The following is a 17140-nucleotide window of genomic DNA, read 5'->3' as shown; positions in this document are numbered from 1 at the left end:
AAATTCTTTTTTTACGGAAAAAACCGTAAGAGAAAGACTGTTCCTCTTACGGTTGATAAATCATGAACAAAAATTATTTTAGAGGAAACTCGTAATCAAATGTAGCCGCCTCATTCTTACCCGTGGCATCAGACATATCCGTGAAACGCAATTTTGCATATTCGCCGCCGGCAGTCTTCACAACAAACACTTTACCATTAATTTCATAAGAATACGGGGGCATTGATCCGGTAGGAGTTGCCGTTACCCATTTAGCCAGCACTTCGTTAACCTTCGTGGGTTGATACCCAACAAAACCACTCATCATTCCCGACATATCCACCATGACTTCCCCATCCACATCTGAAGTGAAACTTTCTCCGGTAACACTGGCAGAAGTAACACTTTCCAAATCCGTGGTCTGTAACATGACGGCTGCCCCACCATTCGTTTTTATATCATACCGATGGAAAGCAATATCCCAATCGAAAGAAGTTTCATCACCATCCACTCCATAAGTCTTTCCGGTAGATTCCCCTGCAAAGGTTCCTCCCATATTCATCTGCATACCTCCATCTTCCATGGCCTTTACATTCATATACAGAGCAAGACTAAAGTCTGCATCTTTCGTCGTACCGATTGTTCCGTTTATCGACATATAATAATCCGTCGTGGTTTCATCTTCCTTTTCCATCGTAACAACCGACTTCTCACTTGAGATATTCCATACATTCCCCTCTTTCTTTGCAATGGCTTTTAAAGAAAAACTAGCACCCGTTGTTTCTGTTCCACTCATTCCACCAATTTCACAAGCCGGGAAGGAAATAACCACGGTATCACCAACGCCTTCATTAATCACCATCAACAAAGAATCGGTATTCTTTATAAGAGTACTAGAACTCAAATCTCCGTAATACACTCCCGTCACAGCCCCTTCCATACTCTTCACTTTCAACGTTTTCACCGTCTTCCCCTCTTTGAAACTAAAATATGACCAAGCATCATATGGATCACAATCTACGGTAACGGACTCTCCATCCCAAGAACCACCGTTATCATCATCATCCGTACAAGCCGCAAAACACGCACCGAACAACATGATAACCACAAGAAACCAATTCATCTTTTTCATTATATTTAAAAATTTAGTTTAACAACGATTTAATGTCGCAAAAATAAAGTAGCCCACTCCCCCTCACAATCCCTTAAAATGGGTAAAAAACGCCCTTTACATACTTGATTATAGGGATAAGATCAAGACTTGTTTCTTTGGTTCTTACCGACAAAATTTAAAATTAGCATCGTACATTATTCTCCAACATTAATATCGTATGATTTTTATTACCTTTGCGATTCATTACGAGAACTAAAAAAGGATTAACATGGAATACAATTTCAAGGAAGTCGAAAAAAAGTGGCAAAGCTACTGGCAAGAAAACAAAACTTACCGGGTGGAAGTCGATCCTTCTAAGCCCAAATATTACGTGTTGGATATGTTTCCTTACCCATCCGGGGCAGGGTTGCACGTGGGACACCCGCTAGGCTACATCGCTTCCGACATCTATTCCCGTTACAAACATCTGAAAGGATTCAATGTCCTGCATCCCATGGGATATGACGCGTATGGTCTGCCCGCGGAGCAATATGCCATCCAAACCGGACAACATCCGGCCATCACCACGGAGAAAAACATCCGTCGCTACCGGGAACAAATGGATAAAATCGGATTCTCCTTCGACTGGGACCGTGAAATCCGGACCTGCGACCCGGAATACTACAAATGGACCCAATGGACTTTTATCCAGATGTTCAACAGTTTTTATTGCTACGACGAGCAAAAAGCCATGCCAATTACCGAACTGGTAAAAGCATTCGAGGCCGTCGGAACCCAAGGATTAAACGTCGCTTGCGGTGAGGAGATGGACTTTACCGCCGAGGAATGGAAAAACAAGAGTACGAAAGAACAACAAGAAATATTACTGAACTACCGTCTTGCCTACTTGGCTGACACCATGGTAAACTGGTGTCCCCAACTGGGAACTGTGCTGGCAAATGACGAGGTAAAGGAAGGATTATCTCTTCGCGGAGGTTATCCCGTGGTACAAAAGAAAATGCGTCAATGGTCATTGCGGGTTTCCGCGTACGCCCAAAGATTGCTTGACGGGCTTGACAACATTGATTGGTCCGACTCCTTGAAAGACATCCAACGTAACTGGATCGGTCGTTCACAAGGAGCAGATGTGAGGTTCGACGTGAAAGACTCCGATCTGAAATTAGAGATTTTCACCACCCGCCCCGACACCATCTTCGGGGTTAGTTTCATGGTTTTGGCTCCCGAATCAGACTACGTAAAACCGTTAACAACTCCCGAACAGGCTGACGCCGTTGCCGAATATTTGGATTACGTGTCCAAACGCACGGAACGGGAACGCCAGACCGAAGTGAAAAAGGTTACGGGAGTCTTCACCGGATCTTATGCCATCAACCCGTTCACCAACGAGGCTATACCCATCTGGATCAGTGAATACGTCCTTTCCGGCTACGGAACCGGAGCCATCATGGCTGTACCGGGACACGATAGCCGTGACTACGCCTTCGCCAAACACTTCAACCTGCCCATCGTACCCGTTGTCGATGACGGGGAAGGACACGATATGTCGGAAGGCTCCTACGATGCAAAAGCAGGTAAAATGATCAATAGCGGCATTATCAACGGCATGGAAGTCAAAGAGGCCATCGCCTACATTGCCGGAGAAGTAGAAAAAAGAGGCATCGGTAAAAGCAAAATCAACTACCGCCTGCGTGATGCCATCTTCAGCCGCCAACGTTACTGGGGAGAACCGTTCCCCGTGTATTACAAGGACGACCTTCCTTACATGCTGGACGAATCCAAACTTCCGCTGGAACTGCCGGAAGTCGATAAATACCTGCCCACCGAGAGCGGGGAACCACCCCTCGGACGGGCTAAAAACTGGAAAACAGAAGACGGTTATCCATTAGAATTAAACACGATGCCCGGTTTCGCCGGTTCATCCGCTTATTTCTTACGTTACATGGATCCCCACAACAATAAGGCATTAGTTGATCACGAAATATGCAACTATTGGAAAAATGTTGATCTTTACCTCGGTGGTTCCGAACATGCCACAGGTCACTTGATCTACGCCCGTTTCTGGAATATGTTTCTGTATGACCTCGGCGTGGCTTGTGAAGAAGAACCCTTCAAAAAACTGATCAATCAAGGAATGATCCAAGGACGTTCAAACTTCGTGTACAGAATACAAGGCACAAACACCTTTGTTTCCGTCGGACTGAAAGATCAATATAAAACCACGGAAATCCACGTGGATGTCAACATCGTCAAGAACGACGTGCTGGATCAAGACGCCTTCCGGGCTTGGATGCCAGAGTACGCCAATGCCGAGTTCATCTTGGAAAACGGGAAATACATCTGTGGATGGGCTATTGAAAAGATGTCAAAATCCATGTTCAACGTGGTAAATCCCGACACGATCATCGAAGAATACGGGGCCGACACGTTACGCCTGTACGAGATGTTCCTCGGACCGCTGGAATTCAGCAAACCTTGGGACACGCAAGGGATTGACGGGGTGTACAAATTCTTACGCAAATTCTGGCGCCTGTTCCAAGTCGGTGAAGACTTCAGCGTAAGCGACGAAACTCCTTCCAGAGAAGAGTTAAAAGTGCTGCACAAAACCATCAAAAAAGTGGAATACGACATCGAGAACTTCTCTTTCAACACGTCCATTCCGGCATTCATGATTTGCACGAACGAATTGACCGCCTTGAAATGTAACAAACGGGCCGTCCTAGAACCCCTCGTAATCGCTCTCGCACCTTTCGCCCCACACATGGCGGAAGAACTATGGAGCTTGTTGGGACACACTCAAAGTATCACGAAAGAGTCATTCCCCAAATGGGAAGAAAAATTTCTAGTGGAGGACGCTTTTGAATACCCGGTATCTTTCAACGGCAAAGTTCGTTTCAAACTATCCATGCCCTTAACGGCAACCAATGCTGATATTGAGGCCGCAGTCAAAGCCGCACCCGAATCAACGAAATGGTTAGAAGGAAAAGAGATCAAAAAAATGATTATCGTCCCGAAGAAAATCGTGAACATCGTTATCGGATAAATTAAAGTAAAAAGAGGAGAAATCTCCTCTTTTTTACTTTAATTATTTTTAGCATTAGGGACAATGAATAACACGCTACACGTCCCGATCACCCCCAAACCCAAAAGCAACAAACGCACATGCCAGTTCTCGAAAACCACGAAAGCCGAAATAGAAATCATCGTCCACATACACACTATCGACACCGCTTTTGTCTTCCACCCGACACCCTTACGTTCTTGAAAACGCCTTAAGTAAGGCCCCAACCATTTCGAACGGTGTAAAGCATTATGTAATCGTTTCGAACTATTATAGAACAACCACGAACTCAACAACAAAAAGGGTGTAGTCGGTAACCCGGGAACAAAAATGCCAATAATCCCCAAAACCACGGAAATACAACCGATGATGATATATATCGTTCTCTTCATTCGCACTTACTCTTCCTCGTCACCCGGCATAAAAGCCTTTACCACCGCCTCGTTATACTGCGTCAACTTATTGCTCTTGTGAATTTTCTTCAAAACCTTCCGGTCCGTTGAAGGCATGAAATACTCCCAGAACGTTTTCATCTTCATCAACAACTGATGATCCCCCTGCAATCGTTCGGCATACCCCGCAAGTAATTCGGCATGAAATGCCTTGAACTTCCTCAATCGTTCCTCCCCAGCAAGCACCCTTCCCTCCACGTACTCTTGTGCCAAGGCCGGGTTCGCCAACAAACCTCTCCCGATCATCACTCCCTCCAAACGAGGGAAACGCTCCGTCACGGCTTGAATATCCTCCAAGGTCAAAATGTCCCCGTTATAATACAACGGATGTTCACACCCCTCGTAAAACGCCTCGAAAGCCTCCTTATCCGTCTCCCCCTTGTATTCCTGCACGCCAACCCGGGCATGAAGAAATATAGCTGCCAACGGGGCCGCGTTCAACAAGGGCAATAATTTCAAACATTCCCCCGGATCTTCCCACCCTAACCGCATCTTCACGGAACATTGTATCTCCGGAAAATCCTTCACCACCTCCAGCAAGGCCTCCACCCTCTCCGGGTGAGGTAACAATCCGGCACCCTTTCCCCGTCGAGAAATCATCGTGAACGGGCATCCCATGTTAATATCCACCTGCTTGTATCCCCGTCCTTCCAACATCTGCAAGCAAACATCCAACTCCGCAGGCTCTCCTCCCAACACTTGGGGAACTAGCAACTCCACGCTATTCAACTCCGGATCGCAATCCTTCATATCCCTTGAACGAAACGAATCCTCCTTCTCCACCCGGATAAACGGCGTGTAGTAAGCATCCACTCCCCCGAAAAACTTCGCATGTATATTCCGGAACGTCCAATCGGTAAGCCCCTGTACCGGGGCAAAATGTATCTTATACTTTTTCATACTTAATCATTCATTAAAAGAAAACGCCGCACGGGAATTTGCCGGATTCCTTGGAAAGAGGCCCCCTCAAGCGGGTCTAAAGTAACTACAATTTTCGGATAATTATCTCTAATCTCCAGTAAATTTCCATATTCACGCTCCCAAGTCTTTTGTTCCATCACGGAAGCGGCGACTTGAATATACAACTTTTCACCATCACGCTCCGCCACGAAATCGACCTCCCGGTCCCCGTCGCGCCCGACATGAACCGTGTATCCACGAACCATCAAATGATGATGGACAACATTTTCCAACACTTGACCAATATCATCCGGACGGAAAGGTCGAATCACGTGGCGGATACCCAAATCTTCAAAATAATATTTCTCCCCTACCCGAAATTGTTTCTTACCTTGAATATCCACGGGACGCACCCGACGAACAAAAAAAGCATTCTCCAGATACCCTAAATACTCCAAAATCATCTTAGGGGTCAAATCAATCCTTTGAGACTTCAGATATTCACTAATACTACTCGCCGAAAACATATTGCCGATCGTGTCAGCCAAATACACGGTAAGATCCTGTAATTGTCTAACATTACGAATACCATGCCTATCAACAATATCTTTCAGAAGAATCGTGTTATAGATACCTCTTAAATATTCCGACACGATCCCCTCGTCAAAAGGTAAGTTTACCAAATAAGGAAGTCCCCCAAATTTATAATACCGGGAAAATGTTTCATCACTATCCTCCAACTGGTGGAATTGCATAAATTCCGAATAATTCAACCCCCAAATTCTAAATTCCACGTAACGTCCACTCAAAAAAGTGGCTAATTCCCCCGATAGCATCCGGGCATTACTTCCCGTGCAGTAAATATCATACCCCCCATCAGCCAACAATCCCCGCAAGGCCTTTTCAAATGACATTATATCCTGCACCTCATCAATAAAAAGATAGCATTTCCCTGTCTTTCCTTCCCTGTGTTTCTGTATATAATACATTAAATCCGTGTAATCCCGGAGAGAATCAAATTCAAATAATTCCTTATTAATATATAGTATATCAGCGTTCGCATTTTTCCCCCGGATGTAATCCATTAACTGAAAAAGCATAAAACTTTTCCCGACACGCCTTTGCCCCACTAAAACTTTTATAATCTGCGTGTCAATAAATGGTTTTATTCGATCCAGATAGATCATTCTAGCATAATAATGCGGTATTTCCATGTTTCATAATTAATTGTTATCCAAAATTACAAATTTCTTTTCTCATACGAAAAGAAATGGTTTCTTTTGTCTCATTTTTTTCGTACACGAAAAAATGCCAACCTTTTGGAACATATTTATTCCAAACTCACGTACAACTATCAAGAATAATCATTAACTATGCCTCAAAATTTGTGATATGAAATTTTTACTCTGCCCCAAATGCGGAATACGCCGCTTTTACGTGAAAGACGAGAAGGGAAATAATTGTCTCGTACAAGTCACGACCGACTACGTTGTTGTCCCCGTCCACGAGGGAGATTCCCTAGAAGGATTCGACACGGAAACCCTTTATTGTCTCGGATGCTCGTGGAGTGGTAGTCCTAAAAGCTTGAAACGTTATTAATACAAATACATCATCCTATGAAACATCTGACATTTATACTATTACTGGTCATGACCTGTTCGCTAACAAAGGCCCAGCAAGACGACAGGGGGTATATCGTGAAAGTAGGCGAAAAAGCCCCGAACATCGAGTTACTGTTTCCCGACGGAACCAAGAAACAACTAAAAGACTTGACAGGAAAAGTCATCATGATACAATTCACCGCCAGTTGGTGCGGTGTATGCCGTAAGGAAATGCCTTTTATCGAAAAAGACATCTGGCTGAAATACAAGAACAACCCAGAGTTCGCACTCTTCGGCATCGACTTCAAGGAGAGCAAAGAAACCACCGAAAAGTTCGCCAAGGACATCAAGATCACCTATCCTCTACTCCTTGACCCGGAAGGTAAAGCATTCTACACCTACGCCGCACAGGGAGCCGGAGTCACCCGTAACATCATCATCGACAAGAAAGGCAACATCGCCTTCCTCACCCGTCTCTACGACCCGAAAGAATTCGAGGAAATGGTGAAAGTCATTGATAAACTTTTAAAAGAGAAATAAGCCGATTGGCTTATTTCTTTTTCTTTGCCGGTTTGCGTGCCGGTTTCTTTTTCTTCTTCTTACCTCCACGGTGTTTTATCAAGAAATGCACAACAAGAAAGATCACAACTACGGCGACAACCGCTATCACCTGTTGATTTCTTGTCGGACGATACGAACCTCCCGAAGCCTGTCCCCCATCCCGTGACACGTGCGAAAGCGTGTCCGCCTCCAACTCCCGCTCCAAATCATCGGGTAATTGAGAAAAGAAATCAATCCCCGTCATCTTCTCCACCTTATCTACGGAAACGGCAAAACTATTCAAGGGACGCTTGCTCTCCTCGTTAGGCAACACGTAAGCGATCATTTGCTGCTTGGCAGGCGAATAAAACAACTTGTAGTAATATCCCGGAACTGCCACTTTCCCCTTGCCGATCGCACCTTTATTACTCTTGAAAATCGGTCCCGTCACCACGTACAGCTTCTCCTTCCGGGCCCGGTTACGCACGTGTTCCTCCAGCTCTTTCCAGATTCCCCGGTTAAACATCGGCACTTGGGGAGACATATTCGACATGTAGAACGTCTCGCTCATCGCCTTCGCGTTAAACGACATATCGGCCGCGGGACACAAATGCCCCCGGTCGTAACCGCTCCGCTTGTAATCGTCGGGCGTGGCGCTCCAGCGACTGATCTTCGGATCCACCCGGAAATCATTCTTCCGGCTCGCTTTCCCTGTCAAGTTTGCGGAACCCAACTCATAGTACACCCAATTCGCTTGTTTATGCTCCTTGTTGAATCCCAAGCAATAATGCTTGTAATCCACCCGTATCCCGTCATCATAAACCGGAATATAGCGCCCGTCGGCAAAACTACCTAAGGCAAGAAACAGAAACAGGAGGCCAAAAATCAGCCTCCCGTGTAATATACTCTTCATCAATTATTGTTTAATCGCTTCTTGCAACGTGTTATCAATCTGACCAAGAATCGGGTAGAATCCCTCGTCATCTATCGTGTGACGGGCAATATACGCCTCGATCCGAGTACGCAAAACTTGGTAGGACTCCTTGATTCCCTTCTCGTCCCGTTTCAATCCGCGACGGGCAGCATAATTCGCCATCTCGTTCACTAGGTCAAATGATTTCAGGTAATTCTGAATCTGCTTGTAATCCTTCAGATTCGTCATTTCCGGACGATGCCGATCCATGAAATCAAACGTGTACTCGTACAAGAACTGGGTTCTCGTCACGTCGCTCAAATAACGGGAAACCCCGGTCGTGTCCGCCGGCACGAAAACATCCGGCATGATACCGCCACCACCATACACGGTACGCCCGCCCACGGTCTGGTATTTCAAATTCTCGTCAAAAACAATACTGTCTTTCTGTGAGAACTCCCCGTGAACCAAACGATTGTAAAGGTCATTATAATACTTCTCTTTCCCCTCGTTATACGGTTTCTGGATAGAACGTCCCGAAGGCGTGTAATAACGGGCCACCGTCAAACGCAAGGCCGAACCGTCAGGCAACATCCGCTGTTCCTGAACCAATCCCTTACCAAACGAACGACGCCCGATAATCAACCCACGGTCATTATCCTGTATCGCCCCGGCAAAAATCTCGCTGGCTGACGCGCTAAACTCGCTGATCAGCACATCCACGCGCAAATCCTTAAATTGCCCTTTGCCGTTAGACTTATAATCTGCACGAGGTTGCGCCTGTCCCTGCGTGTAAAGAATCAAACGGTCGGCATCCAAGAACTCGTTAATCATTTGTATCGCAATCGGTAACACCCCTCCTTCATTCTCCCGCAAATCGATAATAATTTTCCTCATTCCCTCTGCCTTCAACTTCACCAACGCTTGCATGAACTCGGCATACGTGTGCATACCGAAAGTATTCGTTTTCAAATAACCCGTCGTGTCATTCAGCATATACGCCACGTCCACGCTCTTCACCGGAATACTTCCGCGAACCACCTCTTTCGTGATTAACTTCGGCTCCCCTCTTCTAGCGATCGTCAACTCCACTTTCGTTCCCAGTTCCCCCCTCATCAACTCCTGAATCTTATCCTGCCCCATCTTTACCCCAGCAACCAAAGAATCGTTCACCCGCACAATCCGGTCCCCGTCCTTTATCCCGGCTTTCTCCGAAGGTCCACCCGGAACCACCTTCACGACGGTCACCGTATCTAGGTACTTGTAAAACTGGATTCCAACACCCCCGAAGTTTCCCACGATCCCCTCATTTGCCCGTTGCATATCCTTCGCGGGAATATATACCGTGTGTGGGTCCAGATCCTTCAATAAGACCGGAATTGTATTCTCCACGATCTGCCTCGTGTCCACGGTATCCACGTACGAATTTTGTATCATACTGATAATCAAATCCAGCTTACTTCCCGTCACGGGCAAAAACATTTCCGAGGACGCTGACACCTGTGTACGGTCCGGCAAGAACCGGTTCAACATCATCCCGAACACGATGGCCAAAGCCAGCACGATCGGAGTCAACAAAGCCCTCAAATTACTCTTATTCATTCTCTTCCAATTTAATCTTTATTTTCCTGATTCTCGTTCAACTCGATAAACGCCACGTCAATCCCGGCTTTCTGCAACAACTCGATCCCATCAACACTCCGGTAATTCTCGGAATACACCACCCGCCGGATTCCGGCCTGAATGATTAACTTGGCACACTCGATGCAAGGGGAGGCTGTCACGTACAACGTTGCCCCCAAACTGCTGTTATTTGACTTCGCGACCTTCGTGATCGCGTTCGCCTCGGCATGCAGCACGTAAGGTTTCGTCTTATTATTCTCGTCCTCACAGATATTTTCGAACCCGGAAGGCGTCCCGTTATACCCGTCGGATATAATGGCATCCCCCCGCACAATCAACGCACCAACCTGCCGACGTTCGCAATACGAATTCTCCGCCCATATCCGGGCCATTCTCAAATAACGCTCATCCAGTAACTGTTGCTTCGATTTACTCATTTATCCTTTCATTTTATTTTTTCCGATTCCCGATCGCATCCAGTGTCTCGTAGAAATCAATTTTTCTTTCTCTCGGGACATCAATCTTATCCAAAATATCCCGGCTCATCTTCAAATATTTATCAATCGCCGCGAAAGCAAGTTCTTTAATACCCAAACGATCGTAGATTCGAGTCACCGCCTTGATCTTCTCCTCGTGGTCAAACTCTTTTCGTTCGATCCATCCCCACAACTCTTCTTTCGTCTCCGGATCGGCCAGTTCCAACGCCTTGATCAACATATATGTCTTTTTATTGGCAACAATATCACCTCCGATATTCTTCCCGAATTCCGCCACGTCACCATACACGTCCAAGTAATCATCCTGCAACTGGAATGCCAGCCCTAAGTATCCCCCGAATTCATACAAAGCGTTATACTCATGCTCCGGCGCATCAGCCAACAAAGCTCCATGCCGTAAACTCCCGGCAAGCAACACCGAAGTCTTCAAATAAATCATCTCGATATATTCTTTCTCCGAAACATCATTCCGGGTCTCGAACAACATATCGTATTGCTGACCCCGGCACACGTCCATCGCCACTTGGTTAAAGAAATCAATCGCCCGGCGCAAATACTTGTCCTCGCAATGCTCGATGCACTGGTAGGCCGTGATCGCCGCCGCATCGCCACTCAGGATGGCCACGTTACTATTCCACTTTTTATGAACAGTCAGCCGTCCCCGCCGCAACTCCGCATCATCCATCACGTCATCATGTAAAAGCGTGTAATTATGGAAGATCTCGATTCCGATAGCGGATTTCAGCACCCTATCAATATCCTCCCGATAAAGATTATATGCCATCAACGTTAAAAGAGGCCGCAAGCGTTTTCCCCCGTCTTCCAGAATATACAGAATCGGTTCGAACAAGGAATACGGCTTCTGTATATACTCTTTCTTGTCTAACTCTTCTTTGATAATCGCTCTAAGTTCATCTATGGTATACATATCCGTCACATTTTCAAATTAGTTCGGCTAAAGTATAAAAAAAGCGCCAACAACCCATCATCTATGCAAAGAAATATCTTTTTCCCACACAGATCCCTTTTTTCTCTCAGCGTGAAAAATAAACCGATTTTCAAACCTTCACCCAATCGCAGAAAAACAGGTCTAATTTCAAATTATTGATTCTTAATGCCGTAATCGTCATGATGAACTCCCGGATAACACTCTTAATTGATAAACAATAGCTGAATAGTTCCGGATGACTTTCGTGTAAAGCGCTATTAGAACGCTATTAAATCCCTATTAAAACGCTATATATAATAGCGTTCTATTAATATTTTAATTGCTTATTAAAATAACTTTATCCGTGAGTGATCATGACTTGATCACAAAATAAAGATAAAATATCGGATAACAAAGAGATGACAACGAGCTTTCCTCTTACAGACCTCCCTTAGTCATAAAAATATCCCGGCCTCTATTTCAGAGAACCGGGATACTCAACGATTCGATTTCGAAAGCCTCTTTTAATATTCTCGGCCATTAATGACCTTTACCTTCCAATTGCATCAATTGTTGGGCTACAAACACAATCATCGTCGCATCCATATTCAGAAATGAATGACGTATAAATTTTGCCGCACGTTTTTTCACCGCCTCGTCTGCATTCACGAACAAATTAGCAAAATTATACATGAGAAAAGACTGAAAATCCTCATTCAACTTATCATACTCCTTCTCGCATAGCGTCATAAAAGCGTCTAAATCACCTTTACTATAAGACTCAATAAAACGAAATGCTGTCGTATAACGACCGTCTTTATTCAATCCCAAATCCGTGATTCCCTTCTTCATGATATCGTATTGCTCTTGATCAAAAGGAACTTGCGCGGATAGATAATTCAAAACGTCCATCCTGTACAATTCTCTTATTCGATCAGAAATATCACTCTTAATTGCAGGAACAAATCTATCTCGGTTCGCAATCATATATTGTGCAATAGCATCCGTGGTATTCCCCGTGTAAGTCGTGTAGATAAACAGGTTTTCTTCTGCCAGACGCTCCTTATCTTGTAAACCGTTAAAATAATCTTGCACTATCTTGAAAGCCTCATCCTTTTTGGCCATGTCCGGTTGACGATTTTTATAAACTTCTTCCATTTTCATCCCGGCATAGGCGGAAATCAAGGCGGCAGTACGCTCCCCGCTTTCATAGCGTTGGCGCATACGTTCTGGTGTTTTGTTCGGATCGATCAAACGGTCGATACTACCGATAAAAGCATTTCCGTCCATCGTCCCGCCCACCTTGGTCATTAAAATCTTTTCATCGGGAGTTATCGCGATAAAAGTCGGATAAGCTTTTACCTGATAGCGTTTTGCCAGTTCTGGCCCTTCGCCCTTCTCAGCATCAATTTTTATACAAACGAATTTGGCATTCAAGTAATCTCCCACGTTTTTCATCGGGAAAACGTTGTTCATCATCATCTTGCAGGGACCACACCAAGAGGTGTAGAAATCAATGAATACTAGCTTTTTCTCGGTTTTAGCGGCAGCAAGCGCTTCCTTGTAAGCGAGATTCCGAAAATTCGTCTGGGCCATTAACGAAAAAGTAAACAAGGAAACGGACAAGAATAGAATAATTTTTTTCATCGTATTAAATTTTTAGTAAAGTATCATTTATCAATAAGGGAAACATGGACCATATCCATACATCGGTCCAAGCATGGCGGTCTGATCCACGACTAGCTGGCAAACATAACGGACGCTTTTCAATTTTCCTTCCCCGGAGAATTTATCAACGGGATCTCCATATGGCTGTCCTCCGCGGATGTTATACAAGTACACGGTATAGGTGTTTTCTTTCTGCGTCCCAATCACGATATTGTCAAAGTTCAAGGAGGTGTCCCCAAATGGACCCATATTCCAATACAGATTAAAAATATAGGAAATCGTTTCTCCTGCCGGAAGGCCCGTGACGGGGATCTCGATTTCCGTTTCCGCATCAAAATTATAGGCATACAGTTTATTGTTGTGTACGCTGTAAATAAATGTCCCGGTCATCCCATTCCCGGCTATAATGCCTCCTTGCGCCAAATGCAAAGCCGAACTCAACGGCCGGATTTCCACGATCTTACCACCGGAAAGCAAGTACAGGTAACGGGTACCGGAAACTTTATCCTGACACAGGAAATAGATGGTTTCGACACCACCCACGTAGTTAAGGCCGCTCGATAGGCATTCTAGGTTATCTTGATTGATCTCCGTGTTGTACTCGACTTCAGATGCCGCAATACAACTGTAATCCACGGTCATAACGCGATGTTTCGTGTTATTCCAATACACATGCCCCCCGAATCCCCCGTTTACAAGCTGAACGTGTTTACTTCCCCCGTTATCCAGCGGGAATCCCATTTTTCCACTATTTTCACTGGTTGAAGAAGAGCGGATTCCCTTGTTCGAGAAATAGAATATACTGGCAAGACTACGAACCAGACAATAGGGTTCCTCGTCCGCCTCCATTTCCTCGAAAAGTAGATTCGAATTATCAAACGCTTTCAGCATGTCCACGGTGCGAAGGCAAATAAGTTTATTCTGTTCCGTGGTGATACAGACGGTATTGGCGTTCACCATTTTGTTCTCCTCGGTGTCGATAAAGGCTTGGCTGTAACCCACGGAGAGATCACGAGGAGAACCGGATAAGGCTTCCCCTTGGGTCGAGGCTAAAAGATCGGAGACTAGCCCGTTCTGCGTGTACACGTCCAGTTCCGTGTTCCAGTCTACCGTCTCTTTCAAGATATAGAATCCCTGCGAAAACGTGGTGGAAACGGCAAGTTTCATCTCTGCCGTCGCAGCGTAGCCATTCGCGGTTGCCGTGGCTTCAAAAATAATCGTGTAACTTCCTGCCGGCAAATTTACCTCGTACGACAGGTTCTTGACCGAATCGATTTTATTCGTCCGGAATCCTTTGTCTTGATCTTCCTTGTAAATGTACCACGCGTAGGTTAATTGATCGTCCGGGTAAGTCGTCTCGATTTCCGGCTCACGAATTAATTTATTCCCACTATAAGAAATAATCGACGCGTCTTCCAAGGTTCCGATCGTTATGTCCCCGATGTTCTTGGTTCCCAAGCTACTATCATCATCATAACAGGATACCAATCCGAACAACGTGAATAACACGGATAATATGATATATTTTTTCATATCTTCTTACTTTTAAAATTAACTCCAACTTTTAGGCTCAAAACTAACTGGCGTTCCATCTTCTTCCTTGTAGGGTTCCTCTCCGGCCTCTTCCCGTTTCGCGTTCTCTTCTTCCAACTTCCGGGCAAACCAACCGGCCAAGTAGTTAACATAGGCCGAATCCCCGTCCATCAATTCCTTGATATACTCGTCATCCCACTTTTCTCCAGTCCACTCGATCATCAAGCGATGTTTTTCCGGCCCGTAAAGACCAAACGTATAGTCACAATAGGATTCCTCCCATACCGATGGTTTTGTTAACTTCGAAGAAATAGATAACGTGCGGGTTGTCAACCCGTCATATCCCGGTTTGAAATAACCGTTATCCTTGAAAGTAAACTGCAGAATCACGTCTCCACTGTTCAATGAAGGATCTTTCTTCACAACAATGGGAATTTTAGTTCCCGTTTTACGGGCGGGAATCATGTAATATTTCGCCTTCAGTTCTTCATTGGTAAAAGCGACATAATGCACATCGGCCTTCGCGTCATTTTTCCCGGTCTGAATTTGTTCCAGTTCTAACGGCCGGTCCTCATCCGACACGAATCCCATGGTTGAAATTTCAAACCAAACCGTGTCGATCTCCACTTCGTCCCCGGCATACACGAACGAATAGGAAGCATATCGTATCTCGTCGGTAACTTTTTCCGTCTCCAGTATGGAACCGTCATAATTGTAGTACACGAAATTCAACCAACAATCCGGGGTTTCGTACACTGGCAAATCTTTCTCGCAAGAACTCATTCCGAAAAGGAACAGGCACCCGATCAGTATATTTATTAACTGTTTCATAACCATTTACTTTATTTGAGAGTTAGGATTATATTCTGTTTCCGGGAGAGGAACGATGTACACGTTCTCGTCGACATTCCCGTTCCCCCAAAGTATTGTCGTCGCCCCGGTTCTTTTATACGTGTAGAACATTTGTCCCTCACCGTAAAACTCTCGACGGTACTCGTTAACCATCTCCCCGGGGACCTCGCTCAAGGCGGAGAAACCCGCTTCGTTCAACACAACGGAGTGAGCCAGCATATAATCGTGGTACCATTCGTTTATTTCGTCCAGATCGGAAGAGGTTTCCATCGCGATCAAATAAATCTCGGACATCCGTAACAACGGGATAATCTGGTAATATAACATCTGGTTTTCAGCGTCATCTGCAAAATAATATTTTGTAAGGGCTCCATACAGGTTAGCCGACGCATCTTTCACGTTCCGGTTCCAACAATTCAGATACCTGTTGTGCGAACCCGTGTTTTGTCCCGCGTAGAGGTCACTCAGCATGGAGCTGGAAATCACGAGGTGTCCGGCTCCAGCCTGTTGGTCTACCTTGTTGCCGATCAGGAAAACGGACGAGTATGTTTTCACGTCATATTTACTGAGATAGAGCAAACATTCCGACGGGCAAGCTTTATATCCCTTGGCAATATCAGTTTCGCCGCTCATAGTCATTACCAGTTCCCCGTCAGCACCTTTGGCTTCTATAATTTCTTTGGCCAGCATGTACGCCTTGTCTTTCTTTCCCAAGTAAAGGTACATACGGGCTTGGATGGCTTTCACCGCCCAATAATTCATCCGGGACTGACGATAGTACATGTAGCTATCGCTTAATTCATTCCTGTTCGCTGAATTCAACTCGGAAAAAGTATATTGGAACAAGGGATCATTGTCTTTCAACAAAGATTCCGCTTTCGACAAGTCGCTTTCCAATTTCACGACGTAATCATCAAAACTATAATAAGCGGGCATCTCGTCAATCGAGGTCGTTTCGGAATAAGGTAATTCCACTTGCCGGGAGGCACCTTGCGGCATTTGCCCGAACAAACGCAGCACGTCCAACTGGCAAAAAGCACGAATAGCGTATGCCTCTCCCGTGATAACGGCACGAGCCGCGGGATCCTCGATAACCTCCCCGTTCTTCTCGGCATATTTAATAATCATGTTCGCTTGGGCGATCACGTTGAACAATCCCGCGTAAATGGTCTTCACGGCAGTCTTGGAGTAGTCGCCCGTGTAGTCATGGTTCATGAGGTCGTTGTCCTCGTAACGTGTCGAATTACGGAACTGGTACCAGAGATTGGCTAAAGATTCAATATTCGACATCGTTAATCTTTCACCGTAAATGTCCTGACTAGCTAAACTCATGTAACAACCGGAGAGGGCATCTTGGAATCCTTTGTACGTGGTAAACAAATCTTTGTCTTTCTGTTCCGTGTCCGGCCGGACATCCAGCCAGTCATTACAGGAAACGGACAACAAAGCCACGAGTACCGTTATGATATATAATCTTTTCAT

General features: G+C 45.3%; 15 protein-coding genes. 3 read left to right on the top strand and 12 right to left on the bottom strand.

The genetic code is table 11. The features are described from left to right. Window positions 1-73: 73 nt before the first annotated feature. On the bottom strand, window positions 74-1111 hold the full coding sequence (locus R8806_RS14850) for an HmuY family protein (protein ID WP_124315895.1): 1038 nt from the start codon (window positions 1109-1111) through the stop codon (window positions 74-76). A gap of 250 nt (window positions 1112-1361) precedes the next feature. Between R8806_RS14850 and leuS the strand changes: the two genes are divergently transcribed. Then, complete coding sequence (gene leuS, locus R8806_RS14845; protein ID WP_124315894.1) at window positions 1362-4133, top strand: leucine--tRNA ligase; 2772 nt, start codon at window positions 1362-1364, stop codon at window positions 4131-4133. Between the two features lie 38 nt (window positions 4134-4171). Here the strand turns inward: leuS and R8806_RS14840 are convergent, their stop codons facing one another. The 3 genes from R8806_RS14840 to R8806_RS14830 are packed head-to-tail and all read right to left on the bottom strand — an operon-like array spanning window position 4172 to window position 6717. Beyond that, on the bottom strand, window positions 4172-4543 hold the full coding sequence (locus tag R8806_RS14840) for a YbaN family protein (protein ID WP_124315893.1): 372 nt from the start codon (window positions 4541-4543) through the stop codon (window positions 4172-4174). Between the two features lie 6 nt (window positions 4544-4549). After that, entirely contained in the window at window positions 4550-5503 is a 954-nt protein-coding gene (locus R8806_RS14835; protein ID WP_124315892.1) for a tRNA-dihydrouridine synthase family protein, read from the bottom strand. A gap of 2 nt (window positions 5504-5505) precedes the next feature. Next, window positions 5506-6717, bottom strand: coding sequence for an ATP-binding protein (locus tag R8806_RS14830; protein ID WP_124315891.1), 1212 nt, complete (start codon window positions 6715-6717; stop codon window positions 5506-5508). Between the two features lie 178 nt (window positions 6718-6895). Here R8806_RS14830 and R8806_RS14825 point away from each other — a divergent pair, with 178 nt between their 5' ends. Both R8806_RS14825 and R8806_RS14820 read left to right on the top strand, forming a co-directional pair. Next, window positions 6896-7102, top strand: coding sequence for a hypothetical protein (locus R8806_RS14825; protein ID WP_027200712.1), 207 nt, complete (start codon window positions 6896-6898; stop codon window positions 7100-7102). 17 nt (window positions 7103-7119) lie between these two features. Further along, on the top strand, window positions 7120-7644 hold the full coding sequence (locus R8806_RS14820) for a TlpA family protein disulfide reductase (protein WP_124316776.1): 525 nt from the start codon (window positions 7120-7122) through the stop codon (window positions 7642-7644). 10 nt (window positions 7645-7654) lie between these two features. Here the strand turns inward: R8806_RS14820 and R8806_RS14815 are convergent, their stop codons facing one another. From R8806_RS14815 to R8806_RS14780, 8 genes are all read right to left on the bottom strand, one after another. Next, entirely contained in the window at window positions 7655-8557 is a 903-nt protein-coding gene (locus R8806_RS14815; RefSeq protein ID WP_124316777.1) for a DNA/RNA non-specific endonuclease, read from the bottom strand. 3 nt (window positions 8558-8560) lie between these two features. Beyond that, window positions 8561-10159, bottom strand: a complete 1599-nt coding sequence (locus tag R8806_RS14810) for a S41 family peptidase (RefSeq protein ID WP_124316778.1) — start codon at window positions 10157-10159, stop codon at window positions 8561-8563. Window positions 10160-10170: 11 nt separating this feature from the next. Beyond that, on the bottom strand, window positions 10171-10617 hold the full coding sequence (locus R8806_RS14805) for a dCMP deaminase family protein (protein ID WP_087419151.1): 447 nt from the start codon (window positions 10615-10617) through the stop codon (window positions 10171-10173). A gap of 13 nt (window positions 10618-10630) precedes the next feature. Beyond that, window positions 10631-11605 (bottom strand): polyprenyl synthetase family protein, encoded by a 975-nt coding sequence (locus R8806_RS14800; protein ID WP_124316779.1) that lies wholly within the window; start codon window positions 11603-11605, stop codon window positions 10631-10633. A gap of 540 nt (window positions 11606-12145) precedes the next feature. Continuing rightward, complete coding sequence (locus R8806_RS14795; RefSeq protein ID WP_124316780.1) at window positions 12146-13252, bottom strand: thioredoxin family protein; 1107 nt, start codon at window positions 13250-13252, stop codon at window positions 12146-12148. Window positions 13253-13282: 30 nt separating this feature from the next. Then, window positions 13283-14806, bottom strand: coding sequence for a PKD-like family lipoprotein (locus tag R8806_RS14790; RefSeq protein ID WP_124316781.1), 1524 nt, complete (start codon window positions 14804-14806; stop codon window positions 13283-13285). A gap of 18 nt (window positions 14807-14824) precedes the next feature. Beyond that, the gene (locus R8806_RS14785) at window positions 14825-15637 is read right to left on the bottom strand and encodes a DUF4843 domain-containing protein (RefSeq protein ID WP_164719630.1); all 813 of its coding nucleotides are present in this window, start codon (window positions 15635-15637) and stop codon (window positions 14825-14827) included. A 6-nt stretch (window positions 15638-15643) separates the two neighbouring features. Next, window positions 15644-17140 carry a RagB/SusD family nutrient uptake outer membrane protein gene (locus R8806_RS14780; protein ID WP_124316783.1) on the bottom strand — a complete coding sequence of 499 codons (1497 nt, stop codon included), beginning with the start codon at window positions 17138-17140 and terminating at the stop codon, window positions 15644-15646.

Source organism: Butyricimonas faecihominis, assembly GCF_033096445.1.
Lineage (GTDB): Bacteria > Bacteroidota > Bacteroidia > Bacteroidales > Marinifilaceae > Butyricimonas > Butyricimonas faecihominis.
Note: the sequence above shows the minus strand (reverse complement) of the source record. Positions and strands in the feature narration are given on the sequence as shown.

Coding starts and splice junctions, on each gene's coding strand:
- R8806_RS14850 (WP_124315895.1), bottom strand. CDS start 1,111: ATGAAAAAGATGAATTGGTTTCTTGTGGTTATCATGTTGTTCGGTGCG.
- leuS (WP_124315894.1), top strand. CDS start 1,362: ATGGAATACAATTTCAAGGAAGTCGAAAAAAAGTGGCAAAGCTACTGG.
- R8806_RS14840 (WP_124315893.1), bottom strand. CDS start 4,543: ATGAAGAGAACGATATATATCATCATCGGTTGTATTTCCGTGGTTTTG.
- R8806_RS14835 (WP_124315892.1), bottom strand. CDS start 5,503: ATGAAAAAGTATAAGATACATTTTGCCCCGGTACAGGGGCTTACCGAT.
- R8806_RS14830 (WP_124315891.1), bottom strand. CDS start 6,717: ATGGAAATACCGCATTATTATGCTAGAATGATCTATCTGGATCGAATA.
- R8806_RS14825 (WP_027200712.1), top strand. CDS start 6,896: ATGAAATTTTTACTCTGCCCCAAATGCGGAATACGCCGCTTTTACGTG.
- R8806_RS14820 (WP_124316776.1), top strand. CDS start 7,120: ATGAAACATCTGACATTTATACTATTACTGGTCATGACCTGTTCGCTA.
- R8806_RS14815 (WP_124316777.1), bottom strand. CDS start 8,557: ATGAAGAGTATATTACACGGGAGGCTGATTTTTGGCCTCCTGTTTCTG.
- R8806_RS14810 (WP_124316778.1), bottom strand. CDS start 10,159: ATGAATAAGAGTAATTTGAGGGCTTTGTTGACTCCGATCGTGCTGGCT.
- R8806_RS14805 (WP_087419151.1), bottom strand. CDS start 10,617: ATGAGTAAATCGAAGCAACAGTTACTGGATGAGCGTTATTTGAGAATG.
- R8806_RS14800 (WP_124316779.1), bottom strand. CDS start 11,605: ATGTATACCATAGATGAACTTAGAGCGATTATCAAAGAAGAGTTAGAC.
- R8806_RS14795 (WP_124316780.1), bottom strand. CDS start 13,252: ATGAAAAAAATTATTCTATTCTTGTCCGTTTCCTTGTTTACTTTTTCG.
- R8806_RS14790 (WP_124316781.1), bottom strand. CDS start 14,806: ATGAAAAAATATATCATATTATCCGTGTTATTCACGTTGTTCGGATTG.
- R8806_RS14785 (WP_164719630.1), bottom strand. CDS start 15,637: ATGAAACAGTTAATAAATATACTGATCGGGTGCCTGTTCCTTTTCGGA.
- R8806_RS14780 (WP_124316783.1), bottom strand. CDS start 17,140: ATGAAAAGATTATATATCATAACGGTACTCGTGGCTTTGTTGTCCGTT.